Origin of the sequence: Streptomyces tirandamycinicus (assembly GCF_003097515.1) — a bacterium.
Classification (GTDB): Bacteria; Actinomycetota; Actinomycetes; order Streptomycetales; family Streptomycetaceae; genus Streptomyces; species Streptomyces tirandamycinicus.
This window is the reverse complement of sequence record NZ_CP029188.1, coordinates 1,564,218-1,580,602: the sequence shown is the minus strand read 5'-3', so window position 1 is coordinate 1,580,602 and position 16,385 is coordinate 1,564,218. Positions and strand designations below refer to the sequence as shown.

Here is a 16,385-nt window from a genome sequence, read left to right as displayed (position 1 = left end):
CGCGTCCGGGCACCCCACTTGCCCGTTCGCGGCCCCCCACAGGAGGTCCTACGTGAAGCACCGACGCATACCCAAGAGGCGCGCGGCGGCGGCAGGTGGAGCCGTCGCCGCACTGGTGGCGGCCGGCGTCACCTTCCAGACTGCGAACGCCGGCGAGGACAAGTCCGCGGTCACGGTGAAGACGCTCTCCGCCTCGGCGGCCGGAAACCTCGCCTCGACGCTCCACGAGAGCCTGGGCGGAAGCGCGGCCGGCGCCTACTACGACGCCGAGGCCAAGGCCCTGGTGATGAACGTGGTCGACGAGGCGGCGGCGGATGCCGTACGCGAGGCCGGAGGCAGGGCCAGAATCGTCGAGAACTCTCCGGCGGAGCTGAGGACCGCCCGGCAGACCCTCACCGACCGGGCCACCATCCCGGGCACCTCGTGGGCGACCGACCCGGTGACCAACAAGGTGGTCGTCACCGCCGACCGCACGGTCGAGGGCGCGGACCTGGCGAAGCTCCGGGAGGTCGTCGAGGGCCTCGGGGAGAAGGCGGAGCTGAAGAGGACGGCCGGGGAGTTCAAGCCCTTCGCCGCCGGCGGTGACGCCATCCACAGTGGCGGCGGCCGCTGTTCGCTCGGCTTCAACGTCGTCAAGGACGGCGCCCCGCACTTCGTCACGGCCGGGCACTGCGGTGAGACCGGCAGCGAGTGGTCGGACTCCGCGGGCGGCGCCGCGATCGGCAGCATGCTCGACTCGCGGTTCCCCGAGGACGACTTCGCACTCGTCAAGTACAGCGACGGCACCGCCCAGCCGAGCGAGGTCAACCTCTACGACGGCACCACCCGGCAGATCACCAGGGCGGGCGACGCGACCGTCGGCATGCAGGTCACCCGCAGCGGCTCGACCACCCAGGTCCACGACGGCGAGGTCACCGGCCTCGACGCCACCGTGAACTACGGCGACGGCCAGATCGTCAACGGCCTCATCCAGACGAACGTCTGCGCCGAGCCCGGCGACAGCGGCGGCTCGCTCTTCGCCGAGGACGCCGCGATCGGCCTGACCTCCGGCGGCAGCGGCGACTGCTCCTCGGGCGGCGAGACGTTCTTCCAGCCCGTGACGGAGGCGCTGCAGGCCCTCGGCGCCGAGATCGGCTGACCCGACCGGCACGGCGCGCCACCGGTACGGCGCGCCACCGGCAGGCGCCGCCCGGTCGTTGGCCCGGACGACGCCCGTTCCCGGGCAGGCCCGGCCGCGGCCCGGTCCGTTCCCTCAGGAGGGACGGGCCGGGCCCCGGCCGTTCCGGGTGCGCAGCGCCTGGCGCACCGACCAGACGACCGACACGAGCGGTACGGCCACCACCGCGCCGATCACCCCGGCGGCGATCGCCCCCGCGACGACCGAGATCGCCACGACGAGCGGATGCAGCCGTACCGCCCAGCTCAGCACGAGCGGGTGCAGCACATGCCCCTCGATCTGGCCGATGACCACGATCAGCGCCATGACGACCGCGGCGACGACCGGGCCCTTGGTCGCCAGCGCCACGACGGCGGCGACGGCGAGCGCGATGGGCGAGCCGACGAGCGGGACGAAGGCGGCGAAGAACTCCAGCAGGGCCAGCGGCACCGCGAGGGGCACGCCGAGGGCGTACAGCGCCAGACCCACCAGGACCGAGTTGGTCGCGGCGACCAGCACGATGCCGTGCGTGTAACCGGTGAAGGTGCGCCAGGCGGCGTGGCCCGCCACCGACACCCGGTCCCGGGCGGAGAGCGGCAGCTGGGCGCAGACCCAGCGCCAGTGCCTGTCGCCGGAGTGCAGGAAGAACACCGCGCAGAACAGCCCGAGTGCCAGTGTCGTCAGCACCTCCACCAGCCGGGCCGCGCCGCTGATGGCCGTACTGATCAGCGTGGAGCGATGGCTGGAGAGGAACCGGCCGATCCGTGACTGGAGATCGCTGAGCGCTTCCGGGTCGAGCCGGAACGGCGGCTGCTCCAGCCAGCGTTCGATCCGCTCGATCCCGGCGCCGAACTCGTGCTGCAGCACGGTCCGCTCACCGGCGACGGTCTCCCCGACCAGGGCCAGCACGCCGAGGGCGAGGGCGATGCTGCCGATCAGTGCGATGGTCACGGCGAGCGGCCGCGGCAGCCGGCGCGCCAGCAGATCGACCAGCGGCCGCAGCAGCGCCGCGCCGACGAGACCGAGGAAGAGGGCCACACCGATCTCGTGGAACCGCCCGAGGACCGAGAAGACGGCGTACACGAGGGCACCGACGACCAGCAGCCGCCAGGCGTAGGCGGCGGCCGTCCGCAGGGCCGGTGCCACCGGGGGACCGGCGGCGGGCCGGGCAGCGGGCGCCGGGCGGGCATCACCGCGCGCGACGCCGCCGCGCGCCGCGCGGATCCGGTGCCGCGGGTGGGCGGATCGTGTGGGCATCGCCCGGACTGGTACCACCGGCGGGCACGGGACCAACGCGCGCGGGGCCTCATTCGCCCGAAGGTACGGAATCTTCCGGGGATGCCCGGGATGCACTGGATGTTCGGGATTCTCCCGTGATCCGGAGCGCGGCGAATCCCCCGCGGCCGGGAGTGCGGCGAATCTCCCGCGGCCGGGCGGGTTCCAGGGTCGGGTGGGTTTCGCGGTCGGGCGGATTCCGGGGCCGGTGCACCGGGAGCCGGGAGCCGGGAGCCGGGAGCGGTCGGTGCGGGCCGTGGCGCTGCCCGGCCGACCGGGCGTGAGCCGTCCGCCGGGCCGGTACCCGGCGGCGGCCCGGCGCCCGGGTGCCGCAGCGGTCGCCCCTCTTCGCGGCCCCCGGCGACCTCGGTGAGCGATGCGCCCCGCCTCGTCCGCCGGTGGGAATCGGGGCCGATCGTCGGCCGGGGCAGCGGCCGGGGCGGCGGCCGGTCATCGACGGTTCGACGGCTGGTCGGCGGCGCTTCTGCGGCGGATCGACGGTGGAACGGCGGCGGATCGGCGGCGGATCGGACGGGCCGGGAGTGCGGCCGGGCCTGCCCGGGGACGGGCGTCGTCCGGGCCCGGGAGCGCGGCCGGGTGCGCCCGGAAACCCGTATCGCACGAACGTTCGAAACTTGGTCTATGGTGGTGGTGAGGGGGAGGTGAGAGCGGATTGATCCAGGAGGTGCGGGTGCCCGGTTTCACGCATCTGCACACCGTGTCCGGTTTCTCCGTACGGTACGGGGCCTCGCACCCGGAACGGCTGGCCGAGCGTGCCGCCGAGCGGGGGATGGGTGCCCTCGCCCTGACCGACCGCGACACCGTCGCGGGCGCGGTCCGCTTCGCCAAGGCCTGTGCCCGGACGGGCATCCGCCCGATCTTCGGAGCCGAGCTCGCCGTACGCGAACAGACCGTACGGGAACAGGCCGTACGGGCCGCCGGTCCGGCCGTCCGCGCCGAACGGCGGCGCACCCCGGTGCGGGGCGGCGCCTTCATCGACGAGTCCGCGCCCCGCGTCACCTTCCTCGCCCGCGACGGCGCAGCAGGCTGGGCCGAGCTGTGCCGGCTGATCACCGCGGCCCATGCCGCCGGCGACCGGCCGGTCCTCGGCCGGGACCTTCTTGACGGAGCCGCCGGAGCCGCCGGAGCCGCCGGCTCCTCCGGAGCCGCCGGCTCCTCCGGAGCCGACGGGCTCACCGTGCTGCTCGGCCCGGACTCCGAGGTGGGCAGGGCCCTCGCCGATGGCCGCCCCGACCGGGCCGCCCGGCTGCTCGCGCCCTGGCGGGAGCGGTACGGCGACGCGCTCCGTCTCGAAGCCGTGCACCACGGGACCGGGGGCACGGGCCCCGGCTCGCTCCGCCTCGCCGCCCGCACCGCGGGCTTCGCCGCCGAGCAGGGAGTCCGGGCCGTCCTCAGCAACGCCGTGCGCTACGCCGATCCCGGCCAGGGCCCCGTCGCCGACGTCCTCGACGCGGCCCGCAGGCTCGTCCCCGTCGACCCCGCCCGGGGGCTCGACAGCGGCGAGCGCTGGCTCAAGGGCGCGGACGACATGGCCCGCGCGGCCGAGCGGATCGCCGAGGCCGCCGGATGGCGCCGCGACGCGGCGCACCGGCTGCTCGCCGTCACCGAGGAGACCGCCGCCGAGTGCCGCGTCGACCCCGAGCGCGACCTGGGGATGGGGTACGCCTACTACCCGGAGCCGCATCTCGTGGGCGCCGACGGACGCCGCGCCCAGCGCGTCCTCGCCTCCCGGGCCGCCGCCGGGATGGTGCTGCGCGGCTATGACCGGCTGCCGCCGGCGCAGGCCCGCGCGTACTGGGAACGGATGCACGCGGAGCTGGACGTCATCGCCTTCCACGGCAACGCCACCTACTTCCTGACGGTCGCCCAGGTCGTGGACGACGTAAGGAGAATGGGGATCCGGGTGGCCGCCCGGGGCTCCGGCGCCGGTTCCCTCGTGAACCACCTCCTCGGCATCGCGCAGGCCGACCCGGTCGAGCAGCACCTGCTGATGGAGCGCTTCCTGTCCCGGCGCCGGTTCGCGCTGCCCGACATCGACATCGACGTGGAGTCCGCCCGCCGGCTGGAGGTCTACCGCGCGATCCTCGACCGCTTCGGCGAGGAGCGGGTCGCGGCCGTCGCCATGCCCGAGACCTACCGGGTGCGGCACGCGATCCGGGACGTGGGCGCCGCGCTGAGCATGGACCCGGCCGAGATCGACCGGCTGGCCAAGGCGTTCCCGCACATCCGCGCCCGCGACGCCCGCACGGCCATGGAGGAACTGCCCGAACTGCGGGAGGTGGCGAAGGAGAAGGGCGGCCACCGCAGACTGTGGGAGCTCGTCGAGAGCCTGGACGCGCTGCCGCGCGGTGTCGCCATGCACCCGTGCGGGGTGCTCATCTCCGACGCCTCGCTGCTGCGGCGCACCCCCGTGGTGCCGACCAGCGGTGAGATCCCCCACGGCCCTGCGGGCACGGGAGGCTCCCCCTTCCCGATGTCGCAGTTCGACAAGGAGGACGTCGAGGACCTCGGGCTGCTCAAACTCGATGTGCTCGGCGTGCGGATGCAGTCCGCCATGGCGCACGCCGTCGCCGAGATCGAGCGGACCACGGGCCGGCGGATCGATCTGGACGACCCCGCCCAGGTGCCGCCCGGCGACCCGGCGACGTACGAACTCATCCGCTCGGCCGAGACGCTGGGCTGCTTCCAGATCGAGTCGCCGGGCCAGCGTGATCTCGTCGGCCGGCTGCAGCCCGCGAACTTCCACGACCTGGTGGTGGACATCTCGCTGTTCCGGCCCGGGCCGGTCGCGGCGGACATGGTGCGGCCGTTCATCCAGGCGCGGCACGGACGGGTGCCGGTCCGCTTCCCGCACCCCGATCTGGCCGGTCCGCTGGCGGAGACGTACGGCGTCGTCGTCTTCCACGAGCAGATCATCGAGATGGTGGACATCATGACCGGCTGCGGCCGGGACGAGGCCGACCGGGTGCGGCGCGGGCTCTCCGACCCCGAGTCGCAGGAGCGGATCAGGCCGTGGTTCGCCGAGCGGGCGGAGCGGAGGGGGTACACGGCCGAGGTGATCGCGCGGACCTGGGAGATCGTCGAGGCGTTCGGCTCGTACGGCTTCTGCAAGGCGCACGCCGTCGCCTTCGCCGTACCGACGTACCAGTCGGCGTGGCTCAAGGCGCACCATCCGGCGGCCTTCTACGCGGGGCTGCTCACGCACGACCCCGGGATGTACCCGAAGCGGCTGCTGCTGGCGGACGCCCGGCGACGGGGGGTGCCGGTGCTCCCGCTCGATGTGAACCGGTCCGCGGTCGCCCATCGCATCGAACTGGTGTCCGATGGTGAGGGTTCGGGTGAGGAAGGTCCCGTTGGCGGGGGAGCCGTTGGTGGGGGTTCCGTTGGCGAGGCGTCCGTTGACAGGGGGTCCGTTGACAGGGGGGCCGCCGGCAGGGGAGCCGGGGCATGGGGTCTGCGGCTGGCGTTCTCCGACGTCCACGGCATCGGCGAGGCGGAGGCGGAGCGGATCGAGGGCGCGCAGCCGTACTCCTCGCTGCTGGACTTCTGGGAGCGGGCCCGCCCCGGGCGGCCGGTCGCGGAACGGCTGGCACAGGTCGGCGCGCTGGACGAGTTCGGCGCCAACCGGCGCGATCTGCTGCTGCACATCGCCGAACTGCACCGCGCCCAGCGGAGTTCGGTCTCCCGTGGCGGCCACGGCGGACAGCTCCCGCTCGACGGCGGCCGGAGGACCGCTTCCGTCGGACTGCCCGACCTCAGCGAGGCCGAGCGGCTCAGCGCCGAGCTGGGCGTCCTCGGCATGGACGCGTCCCGCCATCTGATGGCGGACCACCACGCCTTCCTCGGCGAACTCGGCGCGATCCCCGCGAAGCGGCTGCGCGAGACGGAGCACGGTGCGACGGTGCTGGTCGCCGGAGCCAAGGCGGCCACCCAGACACCGCCGATCCGCTCCGGGCGACGGGTCATCTTCACCACCCTGGACGACGGTACGGGCCTGGTCGACCTGGCCTTCTTCGACGACAGCCACGAGGCGTGCGCCCACACCGTCTTCCACTCCTGGCTGCTGCTGGTGCGCGGCGTCGTCCAGCGCCGTGGGCCGCGCAGCCTCAGCGTGGTCGGTTCCGCCGCGTGGAACCTCGCGGACCTGATCGAACTGCGGCGCACGGGCGGCCTGGACGCGGTGGCCGAGCGGCTCGCCTCGGCGGGCGCGGAAAGCGGCGAGGGAGGCGAGGGCGGCGCAGGCGGCGAGGGGAGTGGGGGGAGTGGGGGGAGTGGGGACGGCGGCGGGGACGCGGGTGCGTCCGGTGCCCAGGCCGGGGGCGGCCGCCGCATCCGGATGTCCACCGGGTACGAGATGAACGCCTGGGCCGATCTCCGCCCCGCGGGCGAAGGGGCCGCCCCGGCACGGAAGTTGTGGCACCAGAGCCCGGGGAGTGCGGGATGACGAGCGAGCAGGGGAACGCGTTTCCTCCGCGCGGCGACAGCGCGCCGGACGATACGGGCGCGTCCGCGGCCTCTGCGCGGTCCGTGCCCGTGCCCCCTACCTCTGCGCCGTCCGTGCCCGTGCCGTCCGGGGGGCCCGGATCGCCCGTGCCGTCCGTGCCGGGTGCACCTCCCGCACCGGGCGCACCTCCCGCACCGCGCGTACCGCCCACGCCGTATACATCGGACGCTCCGGGCGAGTCGGCAGGGGGAGCGGGCGCGCCGACAGAGGGGGCGGGCGCGCCGTCAGGGGGAGCGGGCGCGCCGACCGTCCTCTTTGTGCGTTTCCGCGGCACCGGCGGAGAGCCGCCGGACGGTGCCGCCTACGCGGGGCTCCTCGGAATGCTCGGTGCTTTCACCCCGGTGGTGGAGGCGGTCGGCCAGGACGGCGCGCTCGCCGATGTCCGCGGTGCACTGCGGTACTTCGGCCGGGACGCCGCCGGGCTCGCCGCGGTGATACGGGTGCGGGCCCTCGCCCTGTACGGCGTCGACTGCGTGATCGGCGCCGGTCCCAACCCGCTGCTCGCCAGGATGGCCGCGCGGGAGGCCGGCCCCGGTACGACCCTGGTCGTGGGGGACGCGGCGGAGTTCCTCGCCGGCCGCCCGGTCGCCGCGCTGCACGGTGTCGGCCCCGCGACGGCCCGCACCCTCTGCGGCTACGGACTCGACACCGTCGACCGGCTCGCCGCCGCTCCCCTCGCGGTGCTCCAGCGGATCCTCGGTGCGCGCATCGGCCGGGAGGTGTACGAGAAGGCCCATGGCATCGACCGGGCCCGGGTCGTCCCCAACGCGGCGGCCCGCTCCGTCGCGGCCGAACGTGTCTTCCCCCGGGACGAGTTGGACCGAGACCGCCATCGCCGTGCGCTGCTCTCGCTCGCCGGGGAACTGGGGGCGAGGATGCGCGGGGAGGGCCAGGTGTGCCGTTCCCTGACGCTCACCGTGCGCTACGCGGACCGCACCACGACCACCAGGACCCGCGTCCTGGCCGAGCCGACCGCGCACTCCGTGTCGCTCGCCGGTGCCGCGTACCGGCTCCTGGACTCGCTCGGCCTGCAGCGCGCCCGGGTGCGTGCGCTCTCCCTGCGGGCCGAAGGGCTGGTCCCGGCCGAGCGGGCCGCGCATCAGCTCACCTTCGACCCCGCCGACGACAAGGCTCGCAGGCTGGAGGCCGTTGCCGACCGGGCGCGGGCGAAGTTCGGCCCCCGGGCGGTCATTCCGGGCTCCCTCGCCGCATGAGCCCGCCTCCGTGTTTCTGTGAGTAACCACACCATCACGGAGCTTGACGGTATTTCAGTTTTTACTGACGCGTAACTTCCCAGTCCCGGTTACCCGTGCGTACGTTGGCATGAGCACACCCCCCTTCTTGTGGTCCGGGCCGCAGGGCGAATCCCCACATCCCCACATCAGCCTCGCATTTCCCTTGAGCCGCAAGGAGATTGCACCATGCTGTCCTGGAAGCGTGCCCTCAGACCGCTGACCGCCGCCCTGATGGCGGTGGCGATCGGCCTCGCGCCGGCCGCCACCGCCCACGCGGCCGCCCCGTCGAGCGGCTGGAACAACTGGTCCTGCAAGCCCTCCACCGCCCACCCCCGCCCGGTGGTCCTCGTTCACGGAACCTTCGGGAACTCCGTCGACAACTGGCTCGCCCTCGCGCCGTACCTCGTCAAGCGCGGCTACTGCGTCTACTCGCTCGACTACGGCCAGCTCCCGGGCGTCCCCTTCTTCCACGGTCTCGGCCCCGTCGCCAAGTCGGCCGAACAGCTCGACGCGTACGTCGACCGGGTCCTCGCCGCCACCGGAGCCGATGAGGTGGACCTCGTCGGCCACTCCCAGGGCGGCATGATGCCGCGTCACTACATCAAGTTCCTCGGCGGCGCCGACGAGGTGAACGCCCTCGTCGGGATCGCCCCGTCCAACCACGGCTCGACCCTCCACGGGTTCACCGGCCTGCTCAAGTACTTCCCCGGCGCCGCGGACCTGCTCAATGCCAAGACACCGGCCCTGGCCGACCAGATCGCCGGCTCGCCGTTCCTCACCAAGCTGAACGAGGGCGGCGACACGGTTCCCGGCGTCCAGTACACCGTCATCGCCACCAAGTACGACGAGGTCGTCACCCCCTGGCGGTCGTCGTTCCTCGACGGGCCGAACGTGAAGAACGTGACGGTGCAGGACCTGTGCGCCCTCGACTTCTCGGAGCACGTGGCCATCGGCCTGCTCGACCGGATCGCGTTCCACGAGGTGGCCAACGCCCTCGATCCCGCGAAGGCCACCAGGACGACCTGCTCGTCGGTCTTCAAGTGAGCTGAGGGCGCCCAACCGCCGTCCTCACACCCCACACGCCCGGGGGCCGTCCGGTGCGGGGCCGCGGTGGCGATCCCACCGCGGCCGTCCGCCCCGCCTGCCCGGAAACGGCGAGGGTGCCGCCGCGTTCGCACCGCGGCGGCACCCTCGGCCGCGCTGCCGCACCCTCCGCGTGCTCCGTGCTCCTGCGCCTCAGGGTGCTCTGCTGCGCCCTCGGCTCAGCGACCTGCCTTGCGGCGGGTGGCCGCGATCACCACGGCCGTGCCGAGCACGAGCACCGCGGCGCCACCGGCGGCGAGATACGGGGTGCCGCCGTCCCCGCCGGTCTCGGCGAGGTTCTCGCCGGCGCCGTCGGTCTCGGGGGTGTTGCCCCCGTCACCGGTCCCGCCGTCCTTCTCCGCACCCGCCAAGGCCGCCGCCTTCGGAGTGGCGGTGGCGTTCGTGACCGGGGCCTCGGAGTGGCCGTCCCCGCCACCCCCGCCGTGTGCTCCGTCCGCTCCGTCCCCGCCGTGCCCTCCGTGGTCGACGCCGGACTTGTCCGCACCCTGCTCGATCTGCTCGTCCGAGGGGGCGGAGGCGGTCGGCGCCGGGGCGCCGCCGCCCGCCGAGCCGCCGGTGTCCCCGCCGAAGACCACGTCCGAGCAGGTGTAGAAGGCCTCGGGCGAGTCCGACCGCTGCCAGATCGAGTAGACCAGGTGCCGTCCGGACCGCGCGGGCACCGCTGCGTCGAAGACGTACTCCCCGTTCACCAGCTTCGGGTCCGCGACCCTGGCGAACGGCCGCGCCTCCAGGTCCGACCACCTGAGCGGCTGCGACGGGTCGTAGCCGTCCTTCGTGAGGTACAGCTCGAACGTCCCCCGGTGCGGTGCGGTCGCCTTGTAGCGGAAGGTGTGGCCGCCGGCCGCCAGCTTCGACGCGGGCCAGTCCGCTCTCGGCAGATCGAGGCCCTTGTACTTGTCCCGGTTGGCGCTGCACAGCCTGCCGTCCGGGATCAGCGACCTGTGGTCGCCCGCGGCGTCGCCGATGTTGACCTCGTTCCAGTCGTAGAACGCCTGCGTCCCGCTGGCCGCGACCGCCGCCTTGCACGCCGCGGACTTCGGGCTCTCCGGCCCTTCGGCGTAGCACGCCGACACCCGGCTCACCGGATCCGTCATCGACCCGTGCGCGACGGCAGGTGAAGCGGCGAGCGCCGTCAGCGCGAGCGGCGCGACCCCGAGCGCGGCGACGGCGACGGTGGCGGTCCTGCGGCGAGTGGTCATGGTGGGGGTCTCCTTCGGCAGCGGCATGGGGGAACGGGTCCCGGGCATGGGTCCGCACCGCGGTGCAGCCCCCCGATCCATCAGCGGCACCGACGCCCGAACCCCGCCCGGCGATCAGCAAGCTAGCCCGCCGAAACCCCGAAACGGGCTGCTGGGGCGGGGTGACGGCGATCCTTATGGTCGCTTTAAGGGGCCGGTAAGAGGGGGCTCAGGAACGCTGCGGAGTGTGGGCGTCCGGCCACGGGGTTCGGGGCGGCGGTGTCCGTGGTCCTCTACGGAGAGCCGCCTCCTCTTGCCTTCCGCCCCGGGCTCCGCGTTCCACCTCGACCAGTCCGAAGACTTCATGCCCTCGTCCTGAACGGCATAGAGGGGCGAGTACCGCTATAGGGGCTCGATCACGGCCTGTCCACGGGCCCGACGACCGGACCACAGTGCAGGTAACCCCCGCCCGGCGTCGTTGATGTCAGCCGTGGATATCAGAGACCTTCTGATCCGTAGCTCTAGTCGGACCGCGCCGCCCCTTCGGGCACGTCTGAGGCGCGCCGGGTAGTCACCAGGCAGCCCGCGTGGGTCTACCAACTCCACCGCTCAGCCGCCTTCACAAGGGCGGAGGAGCCATCGCCACTGTGCCCGAAGGACATCAAGCCGATGGGGGCAGGACTGTCGTGGCATCGGTGAGAGCCGTGCCGATTTGCATGGCGTCGTGCCCCTTGGCGCTGCGTAGATCGGCGCCGCGCAGGTCCGTGTCCTGCAGTTGAGCATCGGAGATCACGGCGCCACCGAAGGTTGCGCCGCGCAGATTGGCTCTGCTGAGAACGGCCCTCGTGAGAAATGAGTTGGTCAGGTCAGCCCCGGGAAGCCAGGCACTCTCCAGGTTGATGTCTCGTAGATCAGCCTGACTGAGGTCGCAGCCAGCCAAGCGGGCGTGGCTGAGGCGGGCGTTGGCGAGGTCCGCGCCGCGAAGGCACGTGCGGCGGAGGTCCAGCCTGGTGGGCTCTGCGCGCGTTGGGCGTCTGCCCAGCACCGAAAGGGCAGCTTGGATCTCCTCGGCGAGGGGCTGGGGGTCTGGTGTGCCGCCTTCCGGTCGATGCGCGTGCTGTCTTATGAATCCGGCGAGCACCGCGACAACCGTCGAATGGTCCTTCTCCGAGTCCCGCATAATCCGTTCAAGGCTGTAGATGCCGCCGAGGCGCTGGGTTGGGTGGTCGGCACTCAGGAGCTTGATGGCTTCAACGTATCGATCCGTCACCTGACCTTCGCGAGTGAGGTCGGCCTGCTCTTGATCCCGGGCGCGGGTGTGCCGAAACGTCTGGTGCGTGTAGTACAGGCCCAGGCAGGCTATGACTCCAGCCCCGATTGCGACCAAGGTGGTCCTGAAACCGGTGACGATCACACCATCGGCCGGTTGGAGGTCACGTGTGCGCAAGTGGCTGCCGTCGATCATCCAGGGGCCGCGCCACATCAGGAGCATGTAGCCGGCCGCAACGACGACGAGGGCGGCTATCTGGAGGGTGCGCTTCATGCGGCGAATCATGTCCACGCATGCCGGGGCCGAAGCGTGGCCGAACCCTTGGCTCCGCGGGGACCGTCGCGCCGTTGGTGAGCATGTTCAGCGCTGACGCTCCAGGGTGAGGATGGTGGTGGCGATGGAGGTCGTGTGGTTGGGCTGCAGCGGGCTGCGCGAGACAGTGCCAGGGCTTCATTCTCGCGATGCTCCGTTCGACCGGTGCTCGTGCCTCCGAAAGGGCCCGGTTGATCGTCCCCGGCCGCGGACCCGCGTCCTCGGCGTCCCCCCGGCTCCGCCGGCCCGTTCAGCCGAGCCGGCGGTACCTGCGCTCCGGCCGCCCCGTGCCGCCGTACCGCAGGGTCACCTCCGCGCGGCCCGTCTCCGCGAAGTACTCCAGGTAGCGGCGGGCGCTGACGCGGGAGAGCGAGCCCGCCTCCGCGCACTCGGACGCCGACATACCGCCCGGGTGCTCGCGCAGGATGCGGTCGACCAGGTCGGCCGTGTGCGCCGCCAGTCCCTTGGGAAGCTCGCGGGACCCGCGGGGACGGGTGCCGAAGATCCGGTCCACGTCCTCCTGGCGGGCCTCGTCCAGTGACTCCAGCCGGCTCCGCAGCGAGGCCACATGCCGCAGCTGCTCCTGCAGCGCGGAGGCGCTGAACGGCTTGATCAGGTAGTGCAGGGCGCCCGCGCGCAGCGCCGAACGCACCGTGCCGGCGTCCCGGGCAGCGGTGATGAACAGGACGTCCACCGGCTGCCGTCCGGCGTCCGGCCGCTCCGCCGCGCGCAGCTCGCGCAGCACCTCGATCCCGTCCATGTCGGGCAGATACACGTCCAGCAGCACCAGATCGGGGCGCAGCCGGTCCACCGCGCGCAGCGCCTCGGCGCCGCTGTGCGCCACCCCCGCGACCGAGAAGCCGGGCGTCGCCGACACATAGCGGGTGTGCAGCCTGGCGACCATGAAGTCGTCGTCCACCACCAGGACGTTCACCGGGAGCCACCTCGCCGGGCGGCGCCGACCGCGGCGGGCGGCCGGGCGGCGGACCGGTACCCGCCGGGCGCCGCTTCCCCCGCCCGGGTGCCCGCGAACCCGCTCCGGCCGCGGCGTCCGTCCCGGCGCCGCGGGCACGGCCCGGGGCGGAACGGCGTCGGGCGGCCCTGCGGCCCGGGGAAGCGCTGCGTCACGCAGACACGCTAGGCCGCGACCACAAGGACCACAACCTCCGTTGGTTCCGGAAGAGAGACAGCTTGTTCACGCGCGGGCAACATGTGGGCCGCTTCACACGTCCCCTGTCCAGACCGAAAGGCGGCTCGCGTGCGATCGCGCACTCCCCTCGCCCTCCTCGGGGCGGCGCTGCTGGTGCTCGTGGGGCCACCGCTGCTCACCACCGGCAGCGGTACCGACACCGGTACCCGGATACCCGGCCTTCGCTTCATGGTCCCCAACTCGCCCGGCGGCGGCTACGACATCACGGCCCGTACGGCGGCGAAGAACGCCGAGGAGGCCGGGCTCACCCGCGGCATCGAGGTGTTCAACCTGCCCGGCGCGGGCGGCACCGTGGGACTGACCCGGCTCGTCGGCGAGCACGGCAACGGCCGGCTCGCCATGTCGATGGGACTCGGCGTCGTCGGCGCCGTGCACACCAACAAGTCCCCTAAGACCCTCGCCGACACCACCCCGATCGCCCGGCTCACCGAGGAGCAGGACATCGTGGTGGTCTCGAAGGACTCCCCGTACAAGACCATCGGGCAACTCGTCGCGGCCTGGAAGAAGGACCCCGCCAAAGTGCCCGTGGGAGGCGGCTCCTCACCCGGCGGCCCCGACCACCTCGCCCCCATGCTGATGGCGCGGGCCGCGGGCATCGCTCCCAGGTCCGTCAACTACGTCCCCTTCGACGGCGGCGGCGAACTGCTCGCCTCCATCCTCGGCAACAAGATCGCCTTCGGCGTCTCGGGAGTCGGCGAGTACCTCGACCAGATCCGGTCCGGGGAGCTGCGCCTGCTGGCCGTGACCGGACCGAAGCGGGTTCCGGGCCTCGACGCCCCCACCCTGCGCGAGTCCGGGCTCGACACCGACTTCACCAACTGGCGCGGCATCGTCGCCCCGCCCGGGCTGTCCGACGCCGAACGGGACAAGCTCGTCGCGCTCGTCACCGAACTGCACGCCTCGAAGCAGTGGCGGGAGTCGCTGCGGAAGAACGGCTGGGACGACGCCTTCCTGCCCGGAGAGGAGTTCGGCGACTTCCTGACGGCGCAGGACCGCCGCGTCGACACCGTACTGAAGGAGCTGGGGCTGTGAGTACCCGTACCACCCCGACGGAGTCCGGGGCCCCCGCCGCCCCGGCGGACCGCTCCTGGCTGCGTGACCACTCCGAACTCGGCGTGAGCCTGCTGCTCCTCGCCATCGGCGCCCTCGTCCTCACCGACGCGCTGACGATGCCGCTCGACGTCGCCCAGCGGGGCCCCGTCGGACCCCGGACCGTGCCGCTCGCCGTCGGCACCGGACTGCTGGTGATCGCCGCCCTCCTCGCCGTGGACGTCCTGCGCGGCGGCCGCGGAGAGGCGGAGGCCGGCGAGGACGTCGACCTCGCCCGGCCCGGTGACCGGCGCACCGTGCTGCTGCTCGCCGGAGTCTTCGTCGGCAACGCCGTCCTCATCGAGCCGCTCGGCTTCCCGGTCTCCGGGGCGCTGCTCTTCTGGGGCTCGGCGTACGCGCTGGGCAGCAGGCATCCGCGGCGTGACCCGCTGATCGCGGCCGTCCTGTCGCTCGTCACCTTCCATGTCTTCAACAACCTGCTCGGGGTGCCGCTGCCCGGCGGCCCGCTGATGGGGGTGCTCTAGCCGATGGATTCGCTCAACTCCCTCCTCGACGGCTTCGGGACGGCACTGACCCCGGCCAACCTGCTCTGGGCGGCGCTCGGCGTGCTGCTCGGCACGGCCATCGGCGTGCTGCCGGGCATCGGCCCGGCCATGGCGGTGGCGCTGCTGCTGCCCGTCACCTACGGACTCGAACCGACCGGCGCGTTCATCATGTTCGCGGGCATCTACTACGGCGCCATGTTCGGCGGATCGACCACGTCCATCCTGCTCAACACCCCGGGCGAGAGCGCCGCCGTGGTCGCCGCGATCGACGGCAACCCGATGGCCAAGGCGGGCCGGGGCGCCCAGGCGCTCGCCGCCGCCGCCATCGGCCACTTCGCGGGCGGCATGATCGGCACGATCCTCCTGGTCGCGCTCGCCCCGACCGTCGCCGCGCTCGCCGTCGACATCGGGGCGCCTGACTACTTCGCCATCATGGTGCTGGCCTTCATCGCCGTCACCTCCGTCCTCGGCTCCTCCCGCATCCGCGGCCTCGCCTCGCTGCTCGTCGGGCTCACCCTGGGCCTCGTCGGCCTGGACCAGCTCACCGGACAGCAGCGGCTGACCTTCGGCTCGCTCCAACTCGCCGACGGCATCGACGTCGTCATCGTCGCGGTCGGGCTCTTCGCGATCGGTGAGGCGCTGTGGGTGGCCGCCCATCTGCGGCGCGGCAGCGGAGAGGCGATACCGGTCGGGCGCCCCTGGCTCGCCCGGTCCGACGTCCGCAGGACCTGGAAGTCCTGGCTGCGCGGCCCGCTGATCGGCTTCCCGTTCGGCGCCGTCCCCGCCGGTGGCGCGGAGATCCCCACCTTCCTGTCGTACGTCACCGAGAAGCGCCTCTCCCGGCACAAGGACGAGTTCGGCAAGGGCGCCATCGAGGGCGTGGCGGGACCGGAGTCCGCGGCGTCCGCGTCGGCGGCCGGCACGCTGGTTTCCATGCTGACCCTGGGCCTGCCGACCACCGCCGTCGCGGCCGTGATGCTGGCGGCCTTCCAGCAGTACGGCATCCAGCCCGGGCCCCTGCTGTTCGAACGCGAACCCGAGCTGGTCTGGGGCCTCATCGCGTCCCTGTTCGTCGGCATGGTGCTGTTGCTCGCGCTCAACCTGCCGCTCGCACCCCTGTGGGCGAAGCTGCTGCGCATCCCCCGGCCGTACCTGTACGCGGGCATCCTCTTCTTCGCGGCCGTCGGCGCCTACGCGGTCGGCGGGGAGGCGCTGGACCTGCTGATCCTGCTGGTGATCGGCCTGATCGGCTTCGGGATGCGGCGCTACGGCCTGCCCGTGCTCCCCGCGGTCATCGGCGTCATCCTCGGCCCGGCCGCCGAACAGCAGTTGAGGCGCGCCCTCCAGATCAGCGACGGCAGTGTCATCGGGCTCGTCGACACCCCGTTCTCGGTGGCGGTCTACGCCGTGATCGCGGTGCTGCTGGCCTGGCCGCTGCTGAGGGGGCCGGCCGGGCGCCTTCGCCGGGCGAAGGCTTGACGGACGCCGCGTCCGGTCATCCGCCGCCGCTGTTCCGCGATCCTTC

11 protein-coding genes are annotated in these 16,385 nt (G+C 73.1%); 7 read left to right on the top strand and 4 right to left on the bottom strand.

The genetic code is table 11. The features are described from left to right. Positions 1-52: 52 nt before the first annotated feature. On the top strand, positions 53-1,138 hold the full coding sequence (locus tag DDW44_RS07015; protein WP_108905882.1) for a S1 family peptidase: 1,086 nt from the start codon (positions 53-55) through the stop codon (positions 1,136-1,138). 114 nt (positions 1,139-1,252) lie between these two features. Here the strand turns inward: DDW44_RS07015 and DDW44_RS07010 are convergent, their stop codons facing one another. Further along, positions 1,253-2,413 carry an AI-2E family transporter gene (locus DDW44_RS07010; RefSeq protein ID WP_244223978.1) on the bottom strand — a complete coding sequence of 387 codons (1,161 nt, stop codon included), beginning with the start codon at positions 2,411-2,413 and terminating at the stop codon, positions 1,253-1,255. 709 nt (positions 2,414-3,122) lie between these two features. Between DDW44_RS07010 and DDW44_RS07005 the strand changes: the two genes are divergently transcribed. From DDW44_RS07005 to DDW44_RS06995, 3 genes are all read left to right on the top strand, one after another. After that, positions 3,123-6,896, top strand: a complete 3,774-nt coding sequence (locus DDW44_RS07005) for a DNA polymerase III subunit alpha (protein WP_244223977.1) — start codon at positions 3,123-3,125, stop codon at positions 6,894-6,896. Between the two features lie 317 nt (positions 6,897-7,213). Then, the gene (locus tag DDW44_RS07000; protein ID WP_108905879.1) at positions 7,214-8,170 is read left to right on the top strand and encodes a DNA polymerase Y family protein; all 957 of its coding nucleotides are present in this window, start codon (positions 7,214-7,216) and stop codon (positions 8,168-8,170) included. Between the two features lie 207 nt (positions 8,171-8,377). Continuing rightward, the gene (locus tag DDW44_RS06995; protein WP_018893018.1) at positions 8,378-9,235 is read left to right on the top strand and encodes an esterase/lipase family protein; all 858 of its coding nucleotides are present in this window, start codon (positions 8,378-8,380) and stop codon (positions 9,233-9,235) included. Positions 9,236-9,453: 218 nt separating this feature from the next. Here DDW44_RS06995 and DDW44_RS06990 read toward each other — a convergent pair whose 3' ends face one another. The 3 genes from DDW44_RS06990 to DDW44_RS06980 all read right to left on the bottom strand — a co-directional run bounded on the left by DDW44_RS06990 (position 9,454) and on the right by DDW44_RS06980 (position 12,989). Beyond that, positions 9,454-10,494, bottom strand: a complete 1,041-nt coding sequence (locus tag DDW44_RS06990) for a lytic polysaccharide monooxygenase (RefSeq protein WP_167455476.1) — start codon at positions 10,492-10,494, stop codon at positions 9,454-9,456. Positions 10,495-11,134: 640 nt separating this feature from the next. Beyond that, complete coding sequence (locus DDW44_RS06985) at positions 11,135-12,016, bottom strand: pentapeptide repeat-containing protein (RefSeq protein WP_240800502.1); 882 nt, start codon at positions 12,014-12,016, stop codon at positions 11,135-11,137. A gap of 289 nt (positions 12,017-12,305) precedes the next feature. Further along, positions 12,306-12,989, bottom strand: coding sequence for a response regulator (locus DDW44_RS06980; RefSeq protein WP_017945345.1), 684 nt, complete (start codon positions 12,987-12,989; stop codon positions 12,306-12,308). 324 nt (positions 12,990-13,313) lie between these two features. Here DDW44_RS06980 and DDW44_RS06975 point away from each other — a divergent pair, with 324 nt between their 5' ends. Genes DDW44_RS06975 through DDW44_RS06965 form a run of 3 tightly spaced genes read left to right on the top strand, consistent with a single transcriptional unit; the run spans position 13,314 to position 16,339 of the window. Further along, on the top strand, positions 13,314-14,297 hold the full coding sequence (locus DDW44_RS06975) for a Bug family tripartite tricarboxylate transporter substrate binding protein (RefSeq protein WP_017945346.1): 984 nt from the start codon (positions 13,314-13,316) through the stop codon (positions 14,295-14,297). After that, positions 14,294-14,839 (top strand): tripartite tricarboxylate transporter TctB family protein, encoded by a 546-nt coding sequence (locus tag DDW44_RS06970; protein ID WP_108905876.1) that lies wholly within the window; start codon positions 14,294-14,296, stop codon positions 14,837-14,839. The genes DDW44_RS06975 and DDW44_RS06970 overlap by 4 nt, the downstream gene beginning before the upstream one ends. Positions 14,840-14,842: 3 nt before the next feature. After that, positions 14,843-16,339: a tripartite tricarboxylate transporter permease gene (locus DDW44_RS06965; RefSeq protein WP_108905875.1), complete on the top strand. Its 1,497-nt coding sequence runs from the start codon at positions 14,843-14,845 to the stop codon at positions 16,337-16,339. Positions 16,340-16,385 lie beyond the last annotated feature (46 nt).